The sequence below is a fragment of the Cohnella sp. GCM10012308 genome, from assembly GCF_042649185.1.
In the GTDB taxonomy this organism is placed as follows: domain Bacteria; phylum Bacillota; class Bacilli; order Paenibacillales; family Paenibacillaceae; genus Cohnella.
This window is the reverse complement of sequence record NZ_JBHRYU010000003.1, coordinates 332209-351943: the sequence shown is the minus strand read 5'-3', so window position 1 is coordinate 351943 and position 19735 is coordinate 332209. Positions and strand designations below refer to the sequence as shown.

Annotated in this window: 19 protein-coding genes; 9 read left to right on the top strand and 10 right to left on the bottom strand. The window is 59.6% G+C overall.

The features are described from left to right. Positions 1-278: 278 nt before the first annotated feature. On the top strand, positions 279-527 hold the full coding sequence (locus ACFOTD_RS06825) for a hypothetical protein (RefSeq protein ID WP_378117009.1): 249 nt from the start codon (positions 279-281) through the stop codon (positions 525-527). Between the two features lie 50 nt (positions 528-577). On the opposite strand, the gene ACFOTD_RS06820 is transcribed toward ACFOTD_RS06825, so the two are convergent. After that, complete coding sequence (locus tag ACFOTD_RS06820) at positions 578-937, bottom strand: DoxX family protein (RefSeq protein ID WP_378117007.1); 360 nt, start codon at positions 935-937, stop codon at positions 578-580. Positions 938-1104: 167 nt separating this feature from the next. Between ACFOTD_RS06820 and ACFOTD_RS06815 the strand changes: the two genes are divergently transcribed. After that, positions 1105-1692 carry a TetR family transcriptional regulator gene (locus ACFOTD_RS06815; protein WP_378117005.1) on the top strand — a complete coding sequence of 196 codons (588 nt, stop codon included), beginning with the start codon at positions 1105-1107 and terminating at the stop codon, positions 1690-1692. Between the two features lie 35 nt (positions 1693-1727). Continuing rightward, positions 1728-2435, top strand: coding sequence for a GDSL-type esterase/lipase family protein (locus ACFOTD_RS06810; protein WP_378117003.1), 708 nt, complete (start codon positions 1728-1730; stop codon positions 2433-2435). Between the two features lie 51 nt (positions 2436-2486). Here ACFOTD_RS06810 and ACFOTD_RS06805 read toward each other — a convergent pair whose 3' ends face one another. Further along, positions 2487-2891 carry an SRPBCC family protein gene (locus ACFOTD_RS06805; protein WP_378117001.1) on the bottom strand — a complete coding sequence of 135 codons (405 nt, stop codon included), beginning with the start codon at positions 2889-2891 and terminating at the stop codon, positions 2487-2489. Between the two features lie 34 nt (positions 2892-2925). After that, positions 2926-3921 (bottom strand): acrylyl-CoA reductase family protein, encoded by a 996-nt coding sequence (locus ACFOTD_RS06800; protein WP_378116999.1) that lies wholly within the window; start codon positions 3919-3921, stop codon positions 2926-2928. Between the two features lie 111 nt (positions 3922-4032). Between ACFOTD_RS06800 and ACFOTD_RS06795 the strand changes: the two genes are divergently transcribed. Further along, on the top strand, positions 4033-4923 hold the full coding sequence (locus ACFOTD_RS06795; protein ID WP_378116997.1) for a LysR family transcriptional regulator: 891 nt from the start codon (positions 4033-4035) through the stop codon (positions 4921-4923). 16 nt (positions 4924-4939) lie between these two features. Here the strand turns inward: ACFOTD_RS06795 and ACFOTD_RS06790 are convergent, their stop codons facing one another. After that, positions 4940-5878: an alpha/beta fold hydrolase gene (locus ACFOTD_RS06790; protein WP_378116995.1), complete on the bottom strand. Its 939-nt coding sequence runs from the start codon at positions 5876-5878 to the stop codon at positions 4940-4942. Positions 5879-5901: 23 nt separating this feature from the next. Continuing rightward, positions 5902-6435: a PadR family transcriptional regulator gene (locus ACFOTD_RS06785; protein WP_378116993.1), complete on the bottom strand. Its 534-nt coding sequence runs from the start codon at positions 6433-6435 to the stop codon at positions 5902-5904. A 171-nt stretch (positions 6436-6606) separates the two neighbouring features. Between ACFOTD_RS06785 and ACFOTD_RS06780 the strand changes: the two genes are divergently transcribed. Then, positions 6607-7332 carry a CTP synthase C-terminal region-related (seleno)protein gene (locus ACFOTD_RS06780; protein ID WP_378116991.1) on the top strand — a complete coding sequence of 242 codons (726 nt, stop codon included), beginning with the start codon at positions 6607-6609 and terminating at the stop codon, positions 7330-7332. A gap of 284 nt (positions 7333-7616) precedes the next feature. Continuing rightward, on the top strand, positions 7617-9188 hold the full coding sequence (locus ACFOTD_RS06775; protein WP_378116989.1) for a methyl-accepting chemotaxis protein: 1572 nt from the start codon (positions 7617-7619) through the stop codon (positions 9186-9188). A gap of 147 nt (positions 9189-9335) precedes the next feature. On the opposite strand, the gene ACFOTD_RS06770 is transcribed toward ACFOTD_RS06775, so the two are convergent. From ACFOTD_RS06770 to ACFOTD_RS06760, 3 genes are read right to left on the bottom strand one after another with little or no spacing between them, the layout of a single operon-like run. Continuing rightward, positions 9336-10922 (bottom strand): extracellular solute-binding protein, encoded by a 1587-nt coding sequence (locus tag ACFOTD_RS06770; RefSeq protein WP_378116987.1) that lies wholly within the window; start codon positions 10920-10922, stop codon positions 9336-9338. Between the two features lie 45 nt (positions 10923-10967). Next, a complete protein-coding gene (locus tag ACFOTD_RS06765) occupies positions 10968-11840 on the bottom strand; it encodes a carbohydrate ABC transporter permease (RefSeq protein WP_378116985.1) in 873 nt (290 codons plus the stop codon). Positions 11841-11853: 13 nt separating this feature from the next. Next, complete coding sequence (locus ACFOTD_RS06760; protein ID WP_378116983.1) at positions 11854-12756, bottom strand: ABC transporter permease; 903 nt, start codon at positions 12754-12756, stop codon at positions 11854-11856. Positions 12757-12933: 177 nt separating this feature from the next. On the opposite strand from ACFOTD_RS06760, the gene ACFOTD_RS06755 reads away from it, so the two are divergent. Together ACFOTD_RS06755 and ACFOTD_RS06750 are read left to right on the top strand one after the other, a co-directional pair. Then, positions 12934-15282, top strand: a complete 2349-nt coding sequence (locus tag ACFOTD_RS06755) for a helix-turn-helix transcriptional regulator (RefSeq protein WP_378116982.1) — start codon at positions 12934-12936, stop codon at positions 15280-15282. A 40-nt stretch (positions 15283-15322) separates the two neighbouring features. After that, a complete protein-coding gene (locus ACFOTD_RS06750; RefSeq protein ID WP_378116981.1) occupies positions 15323-16303 on the top strand; it encodes a Gfo/Idh/MocA family protein in 981 nt (326 codons plus the stop codon). Positions 16304-16325: 22 nt separating this feature from the next. Here the strand turns inward: ACFOTD_RS06750 and ACFOTD_RS06745 are convergent, their stop codons facing one another. Then, on the bottom strand, positions 16326-16589 hold the full coding sequence (locus ACFOTD_RS06745; protein ID WP_378116980.1) for a hypothetical protein: 264 nt from the start codon (positions 16587-16589) through the stop codon (positions 16326-16328). After that, on the bottom strand, positions 16574-16777 hold the full coding sequence (locus tag ACFOTD_RS06740; protein ID WP_378116979.1) for a hypothetical protein: 204 nt from the start codon (positions 16775-16777) through the stop codon (positions 16574-16576). Before ACFOTD_RS06740 ends, ACFOTD_RS06745 begins: the two co-directional genes overlap by 16 nt. Before the next feature lie 215 nt (positions 16778-16992). Between ACFOTD_RS06740 and ACFOTD_RS06735 the strand changes: the two genes are divergently transcribed. Further along, entirely contained in the window at positions 16993-19680 is a 2688-nt protein-coding gene (locus ACFOTD_RS06735; RefSeq protein WP_378116978.1) for a winged helix-turn-helix domain-containing protein, read from the top strand. The last annotated feature ends 55 nt before the right edge of the window (positions 19681-19735 follow it).

Below are 19735 nucleotides of genomic sequence, written 5' to 3'. Positions count from 1 at the left end.
TACTGTCGAGGGGAAGCGCATGAGGCGAGTCAAAGCGCCAAGCTGCCCAAGTATTTTCGAGGATAAGCGCGCGCTTTTGGCGTGCCGGCGTTTTAATGTTTTGTTGGTCGAAAAGCCTGCAAATTTACAGGTATTTTCTGTCGACCAACGGCACGTGATGAAATACCTGCAAATGTGCAGGTAAATGCGATGCGCAAGTTGAAAAGAGGGGTGACAGAGGAAAATACCTGCACTTTTGCATCTTTTCTGCTCGAAAGGGTAGATAACGGCGAAAAAAGATGTATATTTGCAGGCTTTGCGACGAAGGAACGGCGCGGGCGGCGCGGGCGACGATCGGACGGGGCATCGGAACGGTTCGGGCGGTACGGGCGACGATCGGACGGGGCATCGGAACGGCGCGGGCGGTACGAGCGACGATCGGACGGCTCATCGGAACGGCGCGTGCGACGATCGGACGGCTCGTCGGAACGGCTGTTGGACGAGCCATCGATAGGCATTTCGCATCGCGCATCACCGCCAAAACCTAAGAATACCGCCAGGGCGATCCTCCCTGACGGTATTCTTAACGTCCGTACGCTTAGTTCGGGAAGTCGCCCAGGTCCGGGCCGAGCAGCGCGGCGAGCACGATAGCGAGGATGGCCAGCACCAGCGCAGGCGCGATCGCGCCGAACTTATCCTTGGCGCGCACGTGGAAGGCGACGGCGCCGAGCATGATGACGCCGATAAGGACGGCGCCCCAGGCGGCCCAGCTGTCGCGCCAGAAGCCGACGACGAGTCCGGCGACGCCAACCAGCTGCAGCAGCCCGGTGACCACGCGAAACCATTGCGGCAGCCCCAGTTTGCTGAAGTTTTCGACCTGCATTTTAATCCCTGCGACCTTGCCGAGTCCGGAGACGGCGAACAGCAACGCCAAAATAATTTGAAGAACCAGAGCCATGATTCCTATCCCCTCTCCCGTACTTGAACTTATGCAACACCTGTTGCTTACGCTATGATAAGATAACGGTAACCCGCCGACAACCGTCAAGTTGCCGCGGATTATCGCTTAAGCGACAAAAGGGCCGGATTGTCTGGAAAATGGCCGATTAGCGGGAGGTGGGAGACATGGAGGAGACCAAGACGGATCCGCGCGTCTTGCGTACGCGGCAGTTGATCCTGGACGCGTTCCACGCATTGATTCCCAACAAAGATATCAAGGACATCACGATCGGGGACATCACGAAGCGGGCGACGATCAATCGCGCGACCTTCTACGCCCATTATGCGGATAAATACGAGCTGATGGAGGACGCGCTCTCGCAGATGTTCAAAGACAGCCTGATGCAGAAGCTATCCTGCCATGCCGACCTGAACCGGGCGACGCTGACAGGCATAATCGTGACGCTGTGCGAGTTTCACGCCAACTTCAGCACGCAGTGCGCGCGCAGCTACGAGGCGATGAGCCCTTATATCGAGAACAAGATGGTCAAGCTTTTGAAGGGCGTTTTCCGGCAGCTCTTGAGTCAAAAATCGTACCTGGACGACACGGCGGCGCAGCGGATCTCCGTTATCCTCAGCTGGATCGCGTACGGCCTTGCGAGGGATTGGAACACGGACGGCCGCAAAGTAACGCCCGAGCAGCTGGCCGAACAGGCGATTGCCGCGCTCTCCGCGGCGGTCCGGGAGATCGACGGAGTCGGACTTCCGGTATGACCTTTTTAAAAATGGATATGGACGGAGGAGATCGCATGACGATGGAGGACAAAACGATCAACACGGCGGTAATCCCGGTCTCCAAGCTGGAGGAAGACAGCTACGACTGGTGGGCCCGACACGAGCAAGTGCTGAGCGCGCAGCAAGCGATCGATCCGCAGATCGTCCTGATCGGCGACTCGATCACGCATTTCTGGGGAGGCGAGCCTTGGTCGGAAAATGTGCACGGGAATCGCGAGGCCTGGAATTCCGTATTCGCGCCCTATCGGGTGTTAAATATGGGTTTCGGGTGGGACCGCACGCAGAACGTGCTGTGGCGGCTCGATCACGGCCAGCTGGACGGGCTGCGTCCGCAGACGGTCGTCATCCTGATCGGCACGAACAATACGAGCGGGACGGAGAACGCGCGGGCGAACAGCGCCGAGGAAATCGCAGAAGGATTGCGCGCGATCTGCGATCGGGTAGAAGCCAAGGTGCCGACCGCCAAGATCGTTATCATGGCGGTATTTCCGCGCGAACATGAGCCGGACCATCCCCGGCGCCTCAAGATCGCGGAGATCAACGAGCGGTATGCGGCGATCGCGCAGGAGCGGGGATATACGTTCGTCGACATCGGTCCGCAGCTGCTCGAGGCCGACGGGACGCTGTCGCAGGAGACCGCGCCGGACTACTGCCATATGACGGAGCGGGGTTACAGGCATTGGGCGGAGGCGCTGCGTCCGCTGCTGCCGCAGCTTTCATAAAACAGCGGCAGTCCGGACTAAATAAGGTCCTGGTCTGCCGCTGTTTTTGATTTAATTCACGTTCTCGATGGTTTGTTTAATAACCGCCGACACTCGATCTGCCTGCGCCTGAATTTGCGGCGCGAGATCTTCGGGCAGAAAGTCGGTTATCCAAACGAATTTACTGCCGCGATCTCCTTCAGGCAATACGTGGAAAGAGGTGTTGTGATGAACAAGCGGCATTCGTCCTTCTTTGACGGCGAATACCAGGCGCCGTTCCTCTTCGTCGACGGAAACGATCAGCTCGCGTACCGCGTCGCCGTTCGGCAGGATTAGCGTTCTCTCGTTTCCGTCCAGAAGCGTATTTTGGGTATAACCCGGGACGAGACGAAGATGGAATGCGCCTACGTCTCTGACCGCATCCCAGACCTGTTCGGGCGGGCGGTCTATGAATATTTCTTTTCGAACGGTGGGCATAACGTTTTCTCCTCCCTCAGTTCCTCTGCACGAATCAGGACAGCGCGACGACAGCGCGGCCGCGCATGCGCCCTTGCAGCACTTGGGCGATCGCGGCGGGAAGCTCGGACAACGAGACCTCGTGCACGATCGCGTCCAGAAGCGCGCCATCCGGCTGCCATTCGGCAGCGATGCGGTTCCATACGGTGCGTCGAACGTCCATCGGGCACAACACCGAATCGATGCCGAGCAGGTTAACGCCGCGCAGAATAAAAGGATAAACGGTTGCGGCCAGCTCCGCTCCGCCCGTGAAGCCGCTAAGCGCGACGGAGCCGCCGTACCGGACCGAATTCAAGACGTGCGTCAGGAAAGGCCCGCCGACCGGATCGACGGCTGCGGCCCAGCGTTCGCGATTCAGCGACTTCCCCTCCGGCGTCTCCAGCTCCGAAGGCGAGATCGTCACCCGCGCGCCGATGCTTTTTAAATATTCGATCTCCGCGCTCTTGCGGGTGCTGGCCGTCACCTCGTAGCCCGACTTCGCCAGCATCGAGACGGCCCAGCTTCCGACGCCTCCGGTGGCGCCGCTCACCAGGACGGGACCTTGATCCGGATGGAGACCGTTCTGTTCCATGCGGTGGATGGATAAGGCGGCCGTGAATCCAGCAGTTCCGAGAGCCATCGCGGCTCTGGCGGTCAGACCGGACGGCATAGGCACGACCCACGCTGCCGGGACGCGCGCGAGCTCGCTAAACCCGCCGGGATGGGATGCGCCAAGTCCGTAGCCGGTAACGAGCACTTCATCCCCCTCCTTAAACGAAGGATCGGATGATGCCAGCACTGTTCCTGCCAAGTCGATGCCGGGTATATGCGGATAGTGACTGACGATCCCGGCTCCCGGAATCGTCGTTAGTCCATCCTTGTAGTTGACGCTTGAATAGGCAACCCGAATCGTCACCTCTCCCGCTGGAAGATCATCTACGGAATAGTCGCGGATCTCGGGCTGCAGCTTCGAGTCTTTCCAATCTACCGTTAACGCTCGATAAGATCCCATTTGACAAGTCTCCCTTCTTTCCTCCATCGTAAGCTTGTCTCAATCATACGTCTAATTTATAATTCTCATTAAAACGATGATATTTTGTAATCGATTGAAGGGTTGATAGAATTGGAGTGGCAGCAGATCGAATATTTCATCGCGGTAGCGAAGTCGCAGCATATGACGAATGCAGCGAAGCAGCTCTCCGTCACGCAGCCGGCTTTGAGCCGCTCCATCGCCACGCTTGAGAAGGAGGTCGGCGTGGAGCTGTTCGAGCGGCGCGGACGCAACTTGGCGCTCAATCGATTCGGACAGCTTTTTCTGGAGCGGGCGCAGAACGCCTTGATGGAGATCGATAAGGCCAAGCAAGAAATCGCAAATCAAATCAACCCATGGTCGGGCGTCCTGTCGCTCGGTTTTCCGCATATTGTCGGCGCTGAACTGTTCCCCACGATGCTTGGCGCCTTCCGAGAACGATACGCGGATATACGCTTCGAGCTGAATCAATGCTCGATCGACGAGCTGGCCGTGCGAATCCTTCATAACGACTGCGACTTCGGAATCACGACGCGGGAGTCCGTGAACGATGCGTTCCATTGGCAATTGATCGGCAAGTCCGAGCTGTATCTGGTCGTGCCCCTCCACCACCCCTGGGCGGACAAAAGCGGCGTTCGATTGGCAGAACTTCATGGGGAAGCCTATGTCGGGTTAAAGCCTTCATGTGCATTAAGCTATACGGTGGAAGCGCTGCTGGCCGGTGCCGGCGTCGAGCCGGACACCCATTATCGTGCGGACGAGTTGGATATGGTCGCGGGACTGGTATCGGCAGGTTTCGGCGTCTCCTTGCTGCCCAAGACACTGGGCATTCGTAATTACCCGATGGCTTGGGTTCAAGTGAACGATCCTGCATGCGAGCTCACGGTCGGTGTCGTGTGGAAGAAGAACAGGCAGCTGACGCCGGTATGCGAAGTTTTCCTCGAATTTATTCGGGAGCGGTATCGGACGGGGGCTGCGGAGTAAATCGTCTGCGGCTTGCTCATCGTATCATGTCGAGCCAGTCGCGGATCAGCGGCAGTACCTGGGCAGCTTGCATGGCTTGGGTATGATCGAGCCCTTCGAGCGTTCGAACTGCCCAGCCCCATGCTTCAAGCGCTTCGCGGTTGCGTGCGAAAGCGCCGGCGATATCGACCGTGACGCCGCCGAAGGCGTCGCCGTACGCGATGATATCGTGCGTGCCCGCGAAGCAAAGACGCGGCATACTCATCCGCGACTGAGCCGCACGATCGTCGAAATTCTGCAGCGCCTCATACAGCGTGACGAATTGCCGGGTCTGATCGCGATTCATGGCGACCTCGACGGCAGACCAATCAAAGTCTTCCCAGGATGCGGCATCTGCAGAGCTTCCGCCCCAGTCATCAGCGCTGCCCCCGTCCACATCCGCCCCTTCTTTAGCCGAATCGCCGTCTTTCCCATCAACCGTTTCGCTGCCCGGCTCCCGCAGGGTCCCGCCCTTGCCAGACATGGCGTGCGTGGCCTTCGTGACCTGCAGCATCTCCCGATACGGGCCGCCGACGGGAGGATAGCCGCCCATGATCAGCGCGGAAAGCCGGTCGGTTCGCAATGCCAGCTGCATGCCGGCAAGCGCCAGCCAGGAGTATCCATAGTAAGCAAAGCTTTTGGCGCCTACAGCGGCCGCGATGGCGAGAAAGTCCGCCGCTACATTGTCCGGTGTCAGGGTACCCGGTTTAGGCGTACGCAGCACATGACCTTCGTAGTCGAAGGCAATGACGCGATACCGGTCGCGAAGTCCGTCAATTAATGTTCGTCCGAGCGCAGGGTCCGTGCCCCATTTGCGCATCTCTTCCGCCTTCGGCCCTTCCAGCGGCCAGGGGTTCACCGGCAATAAGATGGCGGGCCCATCCCCTTCGATCTCGACTTGTATCGGATGTCCGTCGTGCATGGCAACTTCGATCATCTTCCTGCTCCCCTCCCAATCGTCTATTCCGCTTCATCCGCAAACGAATATTTTCCGTCATGCAGCGACTGCAGCAGTCGTCCGGTAGCCGCTGCGGCGTGGTCCATATAGCCGGACCACATGCCGACAAGCTCCGGATGCTTGGACGGATCAGACGGTTCGGACTCGGTCGGCAGCGTCCGCAGAAATGCGGCGGATGCTTCCTGCGCGGACAGCCGCTCTTCCAGCAGCGCGATGACCCGCTTCCTGGGCAGCGTCTCCATGAACGCAATGCCTGCCGCCATCTGCTGAAAGTCGTTGCTCTTCAGCGCCGCTTCGAGCAGCTTCTTAAATTCCGTTTCGCCATCCGGCGTCAGCGTGTATTCGGTCCTCGCAGGCCCGAGCTTGACCGGATCGCCCGAGTCATCAGCCCGAATCAGGCCCTGGGCTGCCAGCTTATCCATCGCATGATAGATCGAGCCTGGTTTAATATTTGTCCAGGTCTCGGCCCGCCAGGCGGTCAGATCCTGATGAACGCCGTAACCGTGCGTGACGCCCCGTCTCCAGATGGTTCCCAATACGAGCAATCTCACAGACGACAACTTGATCAGTCCTTTTTTCTCATCGGATGATTACAGTATAAATAATCTATTCAAATTTGAATAGTAGTCATGACGCTTGACGAATAGGAGGCATTCGCCTAACATCTACCATTGTTTGACTTGGAAACGTAAAAAGGAGGAGCGGCGATGATCCGAATAGGAGTAATCGGCGATTACAACGAGGGGGTCCAGGCGCATGTTGCGATTCCTCGGGCGCTGCGGCTGACCGCTGACGAGCTCGGCTTGCATGTCGACTGCGAATGGATTCCGACGACTTCGCTCACAGATGGGTACGGGGCCAAGCTTTCATCTTATCAGGCGCTATGGATCGCGCCCGCAAGTCCTTACGCCAGCATGCAGGGCGCATTAAACGGCATTCGCTATGCCCGCGAGAATCGGATTCCTCTCCTGGGCAGCTGCGGCGGATTTCAGCATATGATCATTGAATTCGCGCGCGATGTCATGGGCTTGGCCGAAGCCGATCACGCCGAGATCCGCCCCGAGAGTCCGATGCTGCTCGTCACGCCGCTGTCCTGCGCTTTCCGCGAGCACACGCATCGATTTTTGCTGGCACCAGGCTCCCGGACCGCTGCCGCCTATGGCGCATCGGAGACGGTCGAGCAATACGGCATTTGTAACTATGGACTTAATCCTGCGTTCGCGGCAAGCGTATCGCAGGCGGGATTCCGCATTGCAGGCGTGGATGAAGACGGGGAAACGCGCATTATGGAGTTGGACGGACATCCCTTCTTCTTCGGCACGCTGTTCCAGCCGGAGCGATCCGCGTTCAAAGGAATCGTGCACCCGCTCATCAGCGCTTTCGTCGAGGCGGCAAAAGCACGTGCCGATATGGCGCGGTTTTCACTTGAATAGTGACAACATTTCGCAAATTTCCTCTCCATGCCCTGTTTGCCTTCCTTGTAGCCTCAAAAATTACTGCTACAGTTTCCGGGCCGTAATAGCCAGCCCTGCAGCCTCAAATCTGCTGCTGCAGCGTCCCGCGAACTAGCCACCGCATCCCGCTTACCAGCCATCCTCGACCCCCGCCCCGCAAAAATATGCGGGGTACCGCAACAGATTTGCGGTTACAAGAACTTTGTCGGATTTTATCATAAAAGTACTACTTTATGACTAATCCGAAATGAGGATGAAGCCCGATGAAGCTCAACGTATCAAAGAAAATGTACGCCAGTTATCTCCTTATCCTAATCCTGCTGCTCGTTATCGCCGCCTTCGGCTTTCAGGGAATGAACAAAATTCAAGACCAGACGACCAACATTGTCACGGACGCGTTTCCGATCTCCATCGCCGCATCCAATCTCATGACCTCCCTCGTTAACCAGGAGACGGCGACGAGAGCCTTTCTGATCGACGGAAACGAGAAGTATATGGATACTTACCAAAAAGGCGTGCAGGGCGTGCAAGACGACCTTCGCAATATCGGCGTTCATCTCCCGGGGCATCCGACGATGAAAACGTTGATCGACGAGGCGAATCCCGAGATCGAGGCGATCGAACAATACTTTGAAGCTCAGATCGCGCTCGTCCGCGCCGGCCGCATCGAAGAGGCGCAGAGTAAGGTAGGAGACGGTAAAGCGCTATTCGCCGAGTTCCGGGAAACGCACGGGAAAATGGAGCAGGACATCGCGAAAATTATTAGCGACGCTTCGCAAAGGGCATCGAACGCAAAGAAAAATGCGGAGTACCTCATGTTCGCGGTCAGCGGCATCGCGCTGGCGGCGACGCTTGTCCTCGCTTATATGATGACGCGCAGCATCTCCGGCCCGGTCCGGCTCGTTACCCGTACGCTTGGCAGCGTGGCAAGCGGGGATCTGACCGGCGGCGAGATTCGCGTCCGCAACAGGGACGAGATCGGCGACATGGTCGCATCGCTGAACGTGATGACGGACAGCCTGAGGCAGCTGATCGGACTGACGTCGTCTTCCGCCCACAACGTGTCGGCCGCTTCGCAGCAGATCTCGGCCAGTACGGAGGAGATTGCAAGCAGCAGCGCCAGCCAGGCCGATGCAGCGCTGACGATGAATCATTTGTTCAAGGAGCTGTCGGCGGCGATCTATTCGGTCGCGCTCAACGCGGAAGAGGCTGCGGATTTGTCGAATCGTTCGCTCGACATCGCGAAGAACGGCGGCGACGTCGTACGGACATCCATCTCGGGCATGAACGCGGTCAGCACGCAGATGGACAAGCTGGAGTCGGATTCGAACAAAATTGGCGAGATCATCGAAGTGATCGACGACATCTCCGATCAGACGAACCTGCTCGCGCTGAACGCCGCGATCGAAGCGGCAAGAGCCGGCGATCAAGGCCGCGGCTTTGCGGTCGTCGCAGACGAAGTACGCAAGCTGGCGGAGCGCAGCGGCGAAGCCACCAAGCAGATCACGGCGATCATCCGGGGAATTCAGCAGAGCACCCAGCAGAGCGTGCGGGCGGTCGCGGCCGGCGTCGCCTCCTCCATCCAGACGGGCGAGGCGTTCGACCAGATCATCGAGACCGTCCAGCGGACCTCGGAGAAAGTCACCGAGATCGCGGCGGCCAGCGAGGAGCAATCGGCCCAGGCCAACGAGGTGCTGAAGTCGGTGGAGCACGTGGCATCGGCAAGCGAAGAGTCCGCCGGCGCGGCCGAACAGACGGCGGCAACCTCGCAGACGCTGGCGACGCTGGCCGAGGAGCTCAGCGCGTCGGTGCAGCGGTTTAAAGTCGGGCGGTAAAACGTCGGCAGCCATGCGACGATGCATAATCGCCTGTTGTCGCGCCGTTGTTCGGGCGAGGGTACAGCCTGCAGGTGCTCAGGCGCTGATGCCAGCGCATGCCAAAAGGGACGAAGCAGGCCGCTTCGTCCTTTTCAACATACAAACCTATTTCAAACTGATCTGAGCCGTGCGGTCGAGCGCGGCCTTGTAGAGCGCAGTTACCTGCGGGAGACCAAGCTTGTTGAGCTCGTCGACGTACTTGCCCCAGTTGTCCAGGCTGTCCGAGCCGAGGATGAACTTGGCGATGGCTTCGTCGCGGTACTTGTCGACCGCGGCGCCCGTGATGGAGATCGTATCGTATTCCTTGTCCGTGAAGGACGGCTTCGGATTAAACGTGCTGTCGTACTTGCGCGCTTCTTCGTAGGCATACTTCAGCTCCTTGGAAGCGAGCGACAGATGCGCGTCGTAGTCGATCCAGGTATACGTGCCGTTCGTGGCGAGTCCGGTCCGCTTGCGCAGGTCGGAGGAGTCGGCGTAGTCCGGGTTGATCTTCTTCTGCCCGTCTACGACCGTATACGTCTCGCCTTCCTTGCCCCAGCTGAGCAGCGTGCGGCCTTCCTCGCTGTAGAAGTAGTCGAACACCTTGACCAGATCCTCGATGTTTTTGGAGCTGGACGCGATGGCGAGGTTGTTTTCGACGACCTGCGTGTACGGATTCTGCTGCTTGCCGCCGGGCAGGCCGGCGGGAGGCGGCATGAACGCCATCGTGAAGTCGGGATTTTCCTTGCGCAGCGCGGCGTTGAAGAAGTCGATGCGGCCGATATAGTCGACGGTGATGAACGATTGATCGGTCGACAGCAGGTCCTGCCATTGCTTGGTCTGCAGCGTCAGCCAGTCGGACGGAATCAGCTTTTCCTTGTAAAATTTGTTCAGGTAACCGACCATCGTCTTGTAGTTGTCTTCGGCGGGACCGTATTGAATCTCGCCGGCGCCGTTCTTATAGTAAGCGGCGTTCGTCTCAAAGTTCGGCGTGAAATTGACCATGGCGTTCAAGCCGTTGCGGAAGGCGATCGGGTAGCTGTCCGGATAGAGCGCCTTCAGCTTCTTGGCCACGTCGTACAGCTCGTCGTACGTCTTCGGCGGCGTCAGGTTGTTTTTCTTGAAAATGTCCTCGCGGTACATCCAGACGACGCGGTTCGTCTCGCCGAAGCCTTCGGTCGGCAGCATATACATCTTGCCGTCGGCGGCCAGGAAGGACTTGGCGACGTCGGGGTACTTCTCCATCCACTTCTGGAAGTTCGGCATCTTGTCCTTGTAGTCCAGGATGTTCGCGAGCGCGCCTTGCTGACCGTACTTCATCGCCTGGGTGCGGTCGGGCATGAAGATGAGGTCGGGCAGCGAGCCGGAGGCGAACGTCAGGTTCAGCGCGTCGTACAAGGTGCCCGAGGGCAGCTGCACGTCGAACTTGGCGCCGGTCTTCTCCTCGATCCACTTCCACACCGGCCAGTCTTTGCTGTACGGCCAGCTCGGATTGGAGTCGGTGAGCATCGTAAACGTCTTGTCGGTCACCTTGGTCGAGACTTCCGAGGCCGCGGCCGAAGCGGTCGGCGAAGCGGCGGCAGAGGATGCAGCGACGGAGGCGGTACCGGAGGGGGAGGCCGTCTCGTTATTATTTTTGCTGCAGCCGGCGAATACGAGGATGAGGGCCAGCAAGGCGGGAAGGCCCAGCAGCCGCATGCGTTTGATTTTCATCGTGGACAGGCTCCTTTTTGATCGCGAATAGTATAACGCACTTCTCTAGCCCTTCACAGCGCCGATCATAACTCCCCTTACAAAAAAACGTTGCACGAACGGATATACGCAGAGGATCGGGAGCGTCGAGACGAGAATGACGGCGAACTTGTAAGACTCCTCCACGATCACGGAATCACCTCCCTTCGCTGCGGTCAGATCGCCCGCGCCGGCCTGGCCGGCAAGCAGCAGGTTTCGCAGGATGACCTGAAGCGGGAACAGGTCGGGATCGCGCAGATACAGCAGCGGATTGAGGAAGTTGTTCCACAAGCCGACGGCGTAGAACAGCCCGATCGTCGCGAAGATCGCGCCGGAGAGCGGGATGACGATCCGCGCGAAGATGCCGATATCGCTGAGGCCGTCTAGCTTGCCCGACTCCTCGAGCTCGCGAGGGATTCCGGCGAAAAAGGTGCGCATGATGAGCAGATTCCACGTGCTGACCGCGCCCGGCAGCACCATCGCCCAGAGCGTGTCCATGATGCCCAGCTCCTTGACGACGAGGAAGGTCGGGATCATGCCGCCGCTGAAAAACATCGTAATGACGATGAGCACGGTAAAGCCTTTGCTGAAAAGCATTTCGGGCTTGGAAAGCGCGTAGGCGCCAAGACCGGTCACGACCAGCGCGACAAGCGTGCCTGCGAAAGCGTATACAATCGTGTTCAGATAAGCATGCATAATGCGCGGGTCCTGAAGCACCAGCTTGTACATGTCGATATTGAAGCCGCGCGGGAACCAGCTGACCATGCCCTTCAGCACGTAGTTGCTGCCGCTTAGCGAGACGGCGATCATGTAAATGAACGGATATAACGTCGCGAGCGCGACGGCCGTCAGCAGCAGCAGATTGACGATTGAAAAGACGGATAATTTTTTCTCTTTCATGGCGGATGCTCCTCTACCAAAGACTGTTGCCGGTCGCTCTGCGGCTCAGCAGATTGGCGGAATAAATAAAGACGAAGCTGACGACGGCCGTGAACAGATCGATCGCCGCGCCGTAGCTGAAGTTGCCGCCCGTCATCGCGGTCCGGTACACGTACGTGCTCAGAATGTCCGCGCTCGCATACGTCGCCGGATTGGAGAGCAGGTACACCTTTTCGAAGCCGATCTCGATCATGCTGCCGATCTTCAGGATGAACAGGATGACGATCGTCGGAGAGATGCCCGGCAGGGTGACGTGGACGATCTTCTTCCAGCGGTTCGCGCCGTCGATGCCTGCCGCCTCGTACAGGGACGGATCGATCGCGGTCAGCGCCGCGAGATAGATGATCGATTCCCAGCCGATATGCTGCCAGATCTCGGACAATACATAGATGCTGCGGAACCAGCCGGGATCGGCCATGAAGTTGACGGCGCCGATACCGAGGGATTCGAGCATGCGGTTCAGGAGACCGCCGGTCGGCGACAGGAACACGATGACCATGCTGGCCACGACGACGTTGGAGATGAAGTGAGGCAGGTAGCTGACCGTCTGCACAAACCGCTTGAACACGCGCAGCCGCATCTCGTTCAGCAGCAGCGCCAGCACGATCGGGGCGGCGAAGCCGAAGACCAGATTGTAGAAGCCGAGCAGGAAGGTGTTGCGCAGCAGCGGCCACAGATCGTCGCCTGAGAAGAAGAGGCGGAAATACTTCAGCCCGACCCAGTCGCTCGCCCAGATGCCGTGGTACAGGTTGTAATTCTTGAAGGCGACGACGATGCCGAAGATCGGCAGGTACTTGAAGATGAGGTAATACAGCAAGCAGGGGATGAACATGAGGAAGAGCACTTTGCCTTTGCTCCACTTGGTCCTTAGCGTCATCGGGATGTTCCTTTCGGCGGGATGTAATGTGGTCTAAGCATACGGCCGTCCCGCCGAGGAGAGATATCGCCCTTTCTTTGGATCGTCCCCCGATCTGCCCGGTATCCAAAGATCCGTCAACGATCTGAAGATTCGTATATTCCCGTCGCGCCGCCGCCTCTATGAAGGAGACCGCCCTTGTCATATAGTAAAAGCAGTCAGGCCATGGAGAGAGCGGGGGAATCGACGGTGGCATTCTGGCGACGCAAGACCAATTCGCTGCTCTTCAAGCTGCTCGGCAGCTTCATGGCGCTTATCGCGCTGCTGCTGTCCTTCAATCTGTTCTCGTACGCGTTCTTCCGCGATACGATCCAGGACGAGATTATCAAGAACAGCAGCCTTAACCTGGGCTTCGCAAGCGAGAATTACGAGAAGCAGCTGAGCCTCGTGCGCAAGACGGCGCTGCAGCTGTACTTCAACGATCACGTGGCGATTCTCAAGAACGGGGGGCGGGAGATCGACTATTCGATGGCGTACCGCGTGCAGAAGGACATCGTGTATATGCTCTCCAACGAATCGCTGTATCTCAATAATCTCGTGCTTTATTTTCCGGGGAGCGGTCTTATGATCGAAAAAGAAGGCACCGTCAAGCCCGAGCAGATGTTCAAAAAGTTTTATCTCAGCGAAAGCTACGACTGGGCGTTCTGGCAGACGGCATTCGCCGAGAATACCAGCTTTAAGCTCTATCCGGCGGCCGTCTTCGACGAAGTGTTCCAATCGCAGCGCAGGACGAGCGGCCTGCTGCTCCCGCTGCTTATCAAGGAGAGCAACGGCTCTGAAGCTTATATGCTCGCCTTCCTCGACGCGGACCGGATGATGCGCGCCTTTCTCCCGCCGGACAGCCGGTTCGCGCTGTTCGGTCCGGAAGGCGAGACGCTATATCGGGCCGCGTCCGCAGGACCGTCGCTGCAAATGGAGGAAGCCGTGCGTCAGCAGGGCTACGTGAAGCGGGACGGCGCCTACCTGTTCTACGACAAAGCCGGAGACAGCGGGCTGACCTACGCGCTCGCGATTCCGTACGCGAACATCTCCTCGCAGATCCGGCACTTGAACCTGGTGCTGATCGCGCTGCTCTGCGCAGCCATGCTGCTTAGCGTCGGCGCCTCGGTGCTGTTCAGCATCCGCGTCAACGGCCCGCTCAAGCGGATCGTGGATGCGCTCAAGGGCCAGCGCTCGGCGCCGGAGACGACGCAGATCGCGGAGTTCGACTACATCGGGGAGCGGATGAGCTCGCTGCTGCGGTCCAACGAAGACGCGCGTCTTAGCCTCAAGCAGAACGAAACGACGCTCCGCTACTACGCCTATATCAACCGGCTCAAAGCGATCCGGACCGGCGCCGAGGAGCAGCGCGCACAGGTGCCGGCCGACAAGCCGTTTCTCGCGATCGTCTGCGAGCTGTCGTTCAAGCGCGCCTTCGCGGAGCAAATCGGCGGGGACATCGAACGTGCGGTGTTCCTGCACAAGGAATACATCCAGCTGCTGTTCCAGGAGCGGTTCGCGGACGCGCAGACGTTCCAGATCGAGCGGACCCGGATCGTGACGCTGATCTTCACGGAGGGAGCGGCCGATGCGGCGGAGGTGCTGGCGCTGCTCGAGCGGGCCAGGCAGACGTTCGAGCTCGACCGCGCCTACGGCTGCGTCACGATCGGCGTCAGCGCGACCTATGCGCATGCGTACGAGCTCATCTCCGCCTACGAGGAGGCGGTTGCGCTGACCGAGCGGCGGTTGCTGGGCGAGGGGACGCAGATTCTGCACGGCCCGCAGCCGCCGGAGCGGCGGCTGCGGCTGGGCGCGGCGGAGGAGCAGGAGCTATATACGCATCTGCGGTTCGGCAACGAGACGGAGCTGCGGCGGCTGATCTCGCGCCATCTGGCGGCGATGCGGCGGGCGGACGCCACGGCCGTGGCGTTCAGGGCGTTCGCGCGCGGCATCGCGGACATGGCGGCGAAGACGCTGCAGGCGGCACAGCCGGACGCCGCGGCCGGGAAACCGGACGGCGAGGCCGAATTGGAGGCGGCCGCGCGGGCGCTGCAGGAGCAAGAGACGTTCGAGGGGCTCGAGCGGGCGCTGACCGACTACGCGGCGGGCGTGGCGCGGGCGATCCGGACGAAGAAGGAGGAAGCCCGCGATCCGGTCATCGGCCTCGCCCTGGACTATATCGCCGAGCACTACGCCGAGGATCTGTCTCTGGACATCGTTGCAGGCAAGCTGAATCTGACGGGCACGTACCTGTCTACTTATTTCAAAAAGAAGCAGGGCGTTAACTTCGTCGACTATCTCAATGGCCATCGGATCGGCAAAGCCAAGGCGCTGCTGGCCGATACCGACCTGCAAGTGCAGGAGATCGCGGTCAGGACGGGCTATCTGAACGCCAACACCTTCATCCGCACATTCAAGAAGCTCACCGGCCTGTCGCCGGGCGAATACCGCAAGGAGACGCTGCGCGACGGCGGGGCGCGAGGCGAAAGTGTGGACGTAGGTGGATAGTTGGCGGACATCATTTTAGAGTAGAAAGGCGTGGATGAGCATGGTGAATCGTGCAGCGGTCGTCGGCGGAGGGGCTATTGCGGAATCGCATTTGGAAGCGATCACGCAGATGGCGCAGGTACAGGGCGTCGCGGTGGCGGATTTGGTCGGGGAGCGGGCGGAGGCGCTGGCGGGCAAGTATGGGGCGACCCCGTACACCGACTATCGGGAGATGATCGTCCGGGAGCGGCCGGATATCGCCATCGTCACGCTGCCGCATTATTTGCATAAGGAGGCGGCGGTGTTCTGTCTGGAGCACGGCTGTCATGTGCTGCTCGAGAAGCCCATGGCTTTGGACGTCGAGGAGTGCGACGAGATCGTCGCAGCGGCGCGGCGGAGCGGATCTGCGCTGCTCGTCGGGCACACGCAGCATTATATCCCTGAGAACCGGGCGGCCAAGCGGATCATTGAGGAAGGCAGTCTGGGCCGGCTGGTCATGGTCAACGACGTCCGCAACGTTTACTACTTCCGTGAGGAGCGCCCGTCCTGGTTTTTCCGGCAATCGCTCGCAGGGGGCGGCATTCTGATGAATCTCGGCTCGCATTCGATCGACAAGATCACCTGGCTCGCGGGCTCTACGGTGGACAAGGTCTCGTCCTCGGTGAGCGATCAGGAGGAGAAAGGCGATATCGAGGGAGGCGGCATGGCGTTCCTGCGCTTGCAAAGCGGCTTGTCCGCCACCATCTCGCTGTCGGGCTATAAGGGCTATGCGCGGAACGAGACCGAGCTCGTCTTCACGGCAGGCATGCTGCGGCTCGAGACGGGCAAAGCGCTCTGGATCAGCCGCGGCGGAGACTACGAGCGGGTGGAGACGGAGGCGCAGGATTCGCCATTCATACTGCAGCTCGAGGACTTGATCGCCTGCATCGAAGGGCGGCGGGACGCGGCGGATCTGCTCGCGCACTCCCGACACGCGATTGCGGTCGTGCGGGCGATCTATGCCTCGGGCGCTTCGGGACGGGAGGAGACGGTGGCGCCTTAGGGAAGGCGTTCGTTTAAGGCCGTTACCTGATTTCTACGTATTTAAAGGGAAGCGTCATGCGCTTCCCTTCCGTTGCGATTTCAATGCCGATGCCTTTGGAAAGCCATTCTCGCTTCACCGGTTCATCCGTATAAAAACGCTGCCTCAATACGGTCTCCTGATAGGGTTTTAGCAGGAAAGGCGTTTTTCCTTTACGGTCATCCTCTTTGACTTCAATCCGATCCAGGCCGTCTATCTCCCTCAAATGCGGGTCTAGAAATACGACATAGGCTAGGGTTTGAACCATTGATCCAGCTTGCCAAACTGAATTCCCGGCTCCATGACAGCACCGCTCGATCGATCGACCGTGCCCGGACAGACAAGCACGGTCAACGTCCGGTCCATAGCCCCGTCCGAATAATGCAAAAGGACGTCGAACGAATCCGTCGAAGCGGGGCAGCTCTTAAAAGCGACCGATGGATGTGTCCACTTCATAGCGGCATCCTCCATGCATAGCATTCGTTTATTTTTTCCATATGATGGTTAGACGCGCATACATGGAGAAAAGTTCCTGGAAGCCATCCCGCAGCTCGGGGTGCGCTGGCAGGTATAACTTGCAGTGGAGAAAAGAAGCCGTTCAAGCTATCCTATTGGATATGAACCGATAGAATGGGGAAACCGATTCAACCATGAATGCGCAGATACTAACCATGAAGCTGTATATCCCCGTGTCCCGGTCCAAGACCGTTCCGCGACCGCGTCTGTTCGAGCGATTGAACGACGGTCTGGCCCGCAAGCTCACCCTTGTCTCAGCTTCCGCCGGCTTCGGCAAGACGACGCTGATCGCCGAATGGGCTGCAGGCTGCGGCCGTCCCGTCGCATGGCTCTCCTTGGACGAACGGGACAACGATCTCGCGCGTTTTCTGGCCCATCTCGTCGCTGCGGTGAACAGGATTGCCGAGCGTATCGGAGGCGACGGAGCTGACGGAGCTCCCCCGCGCATCTCCCAACCGTCGTCTACCGAATACGCGCTGACCATCCTGCTCAATGAGGTCTCGGCGCTCCCGAATCCTTTCGTTTTGGTTCTCGACGACTTCCATGTCATTCGCGCGAAACCGATCGACGATGCGGTTGCCTTCCTGCTTGAGCATCTCCCCTCGCAAATGCATCTGATCATCGCGACCCGGGAGGATCCGCAGCTGCCGGTAAGCCGGCTGCGCGTACGCGGCGACATGACCGAGCTGCGTGCCGCGGACTTGCGCTTTTCCGCCGAAGAAGCGGCCGCGTTCTTCAACGAGGCGATGGGCCTGGCGTTATCGGCGGACGACATTGACGCATTGGAGAGCCGTACCGAGGGCTGGATCGCGGGGCTCCAGCTGGCTGCGCTCTCCATGCGAGGGCGCGAGGACATTCCGGCATTCATTCGCGCGTTCGCCGGAGACAATCGATACATCATCGATTATCTGGTCGAGGAGGTCCTGCGTCGTCAACCGGAATCGATGAGGAGCTTTCTGCTTCAAACCTCCATCCTCGAGCGGTTGTCCGGGCCGCTGTGCGATGCCGTTACAGGCGAAGGGGAGGGCAGCGCGCGATTGGAAGCGCTGGAGAAAGGCAATTTTTTTGTCGTCCCGCTTGACGACAGGCGCGAGTGGTATCGGTACCATCACCTCTTCGGCGAGGTGCTCGCGGTCCATTTAAAGGCGGACCAGCCGGATCGGGCAGCTGAGCTGCATCGGCGTGCAAGTCGATGGTACGAACGGCATGGCTCGACGGCCGATGCGATTCGCCACGCATTGGCGGCGGGCGATGCCGCGCGGGCGGCGGACCTGATCGAGCGTGCCTGGCCGGAGATGCGGAGACTTAGGCAAGGGCTTGCCGTATTGGGCTGGCTGAGAGCGCTGCCCGACGAGTTGATACGCCGCAGACCGGTCTTGAGCGTCGAATTCGCCTGGGCGTTAATGGCCGGCGGGGAGTTCGGGGCCGTCGAGGAGCGCCTTCAGGATGCGGAACGCTGGCTGGAAACTACCGCGAGCAACCAAGCCAGTATGGCCGACAGAGCCGTCGTGGACGAAGAGGAGTTCCGTCATCTTCCGGGCACGATCGCCGGGTATCGCGCCGCGCGCGCCCAGGTGCTCGGCGATATCCCGGCAGCGATCCGATATGCCCGGCTGGTCCTCGAACTCGTGCCGGAGGGAGATCAACTTCGGCGCGGCGCGGCGGCGGCGCTCTTGGGATTGGCGGCGTGGACGAGCGGCGATCTCGAGACCGCGTACCGATTGTTCGACGAGGGAATGGCCGGCGTGCTGCTAGCCGGAAATATCTCGGACGCGATCGGGGGGACGGTCGCCTTGGCTGAAATTCGGATTGCGCAAGGCCGGCTGCGCCAAGCGACGCGGGTCTACGAGCGAGGATTGGAGCTGGCCGAGGCGCATGGCGAGCGTATGTCGCGCGGGACGATCGATATCCACGTGGCGATGAGCGAGCTCAGCCGCGAGCACAACGATCTTCAGGCTGCCGCGGATCGCCTGTTGAAGGGCAAGGAACTGAGCGAGCGCGCCCTTCGCCCGCAAATCGGCTCTCGCTGGCACGTCGCCATGGCTCGGATCGCGGAGGCGAACGGAGACTTGGACGGTGCGCTCTCGCTGCTCCAAGAGGCGGAGCGGCTGTATAAAGGCCACTTTTTCCCTAATGTGCGTCCGGTCTTGGCAATGAAAACGCGGGTTTGGCTCGCAATGGAGCAGCTGGACGATGCCCTCGATTGGGTGCGGGAGCAAGGGCTGTCCGCCGAGGACGAGCTATCCTATCTGCGCGAATTCGAGCACATCACGCTGGCCAGGGTGTTACTGGCGAAGTATAGACGCGATCGGACGGACTATTCGATCAGTCAAGTGTTTGGCCTGCTGGAACGCCTGCTTCAAGCGGCAGAGGAAGGCGGGAGGACGGGGAGTTCGATCGAGATTCTGATCCTGCAGGGGATGGCTTATGATGCCCGAGGCAACCGCCTTGCTGCGCTTGGGCCGCTGGAACGCGCCTTGGCCTTAGCCGAATCGGAAGGCTACATCCGTGTCTTCGCGGACGAAGGCCAGCCCATGGCTGTCTTGCTTGAAGCGGCTCTGAAACAGGGAGTCTCCCCCGGTTATATCGCTCAGCTTCTGTCCGCGCTCGGCAGAGCCGAGAGCAGAGCGACGCATAAGCGGACGCTACGCGAGCCGTTGAGCGATCGGGAGCTGGAGGTGCTTCGGCTCTTCCGAACCGAGCTGAGCGGTCCCGATATGGCCCGCATGCTCCATATCTCGCTGAATACTCTGCGGTCTCATACGAAGAATATATATAGCAAGCTCGGGGTGAACAACCGCCGCGCGGCCGTTCGCCGGGCGGAAGAGCTCGATTTAGACTAGCGCTTCAGCTTCTCTCTATAGCTCCGTTCCTGGTCGGTTTAGCGACAGGCGCGGG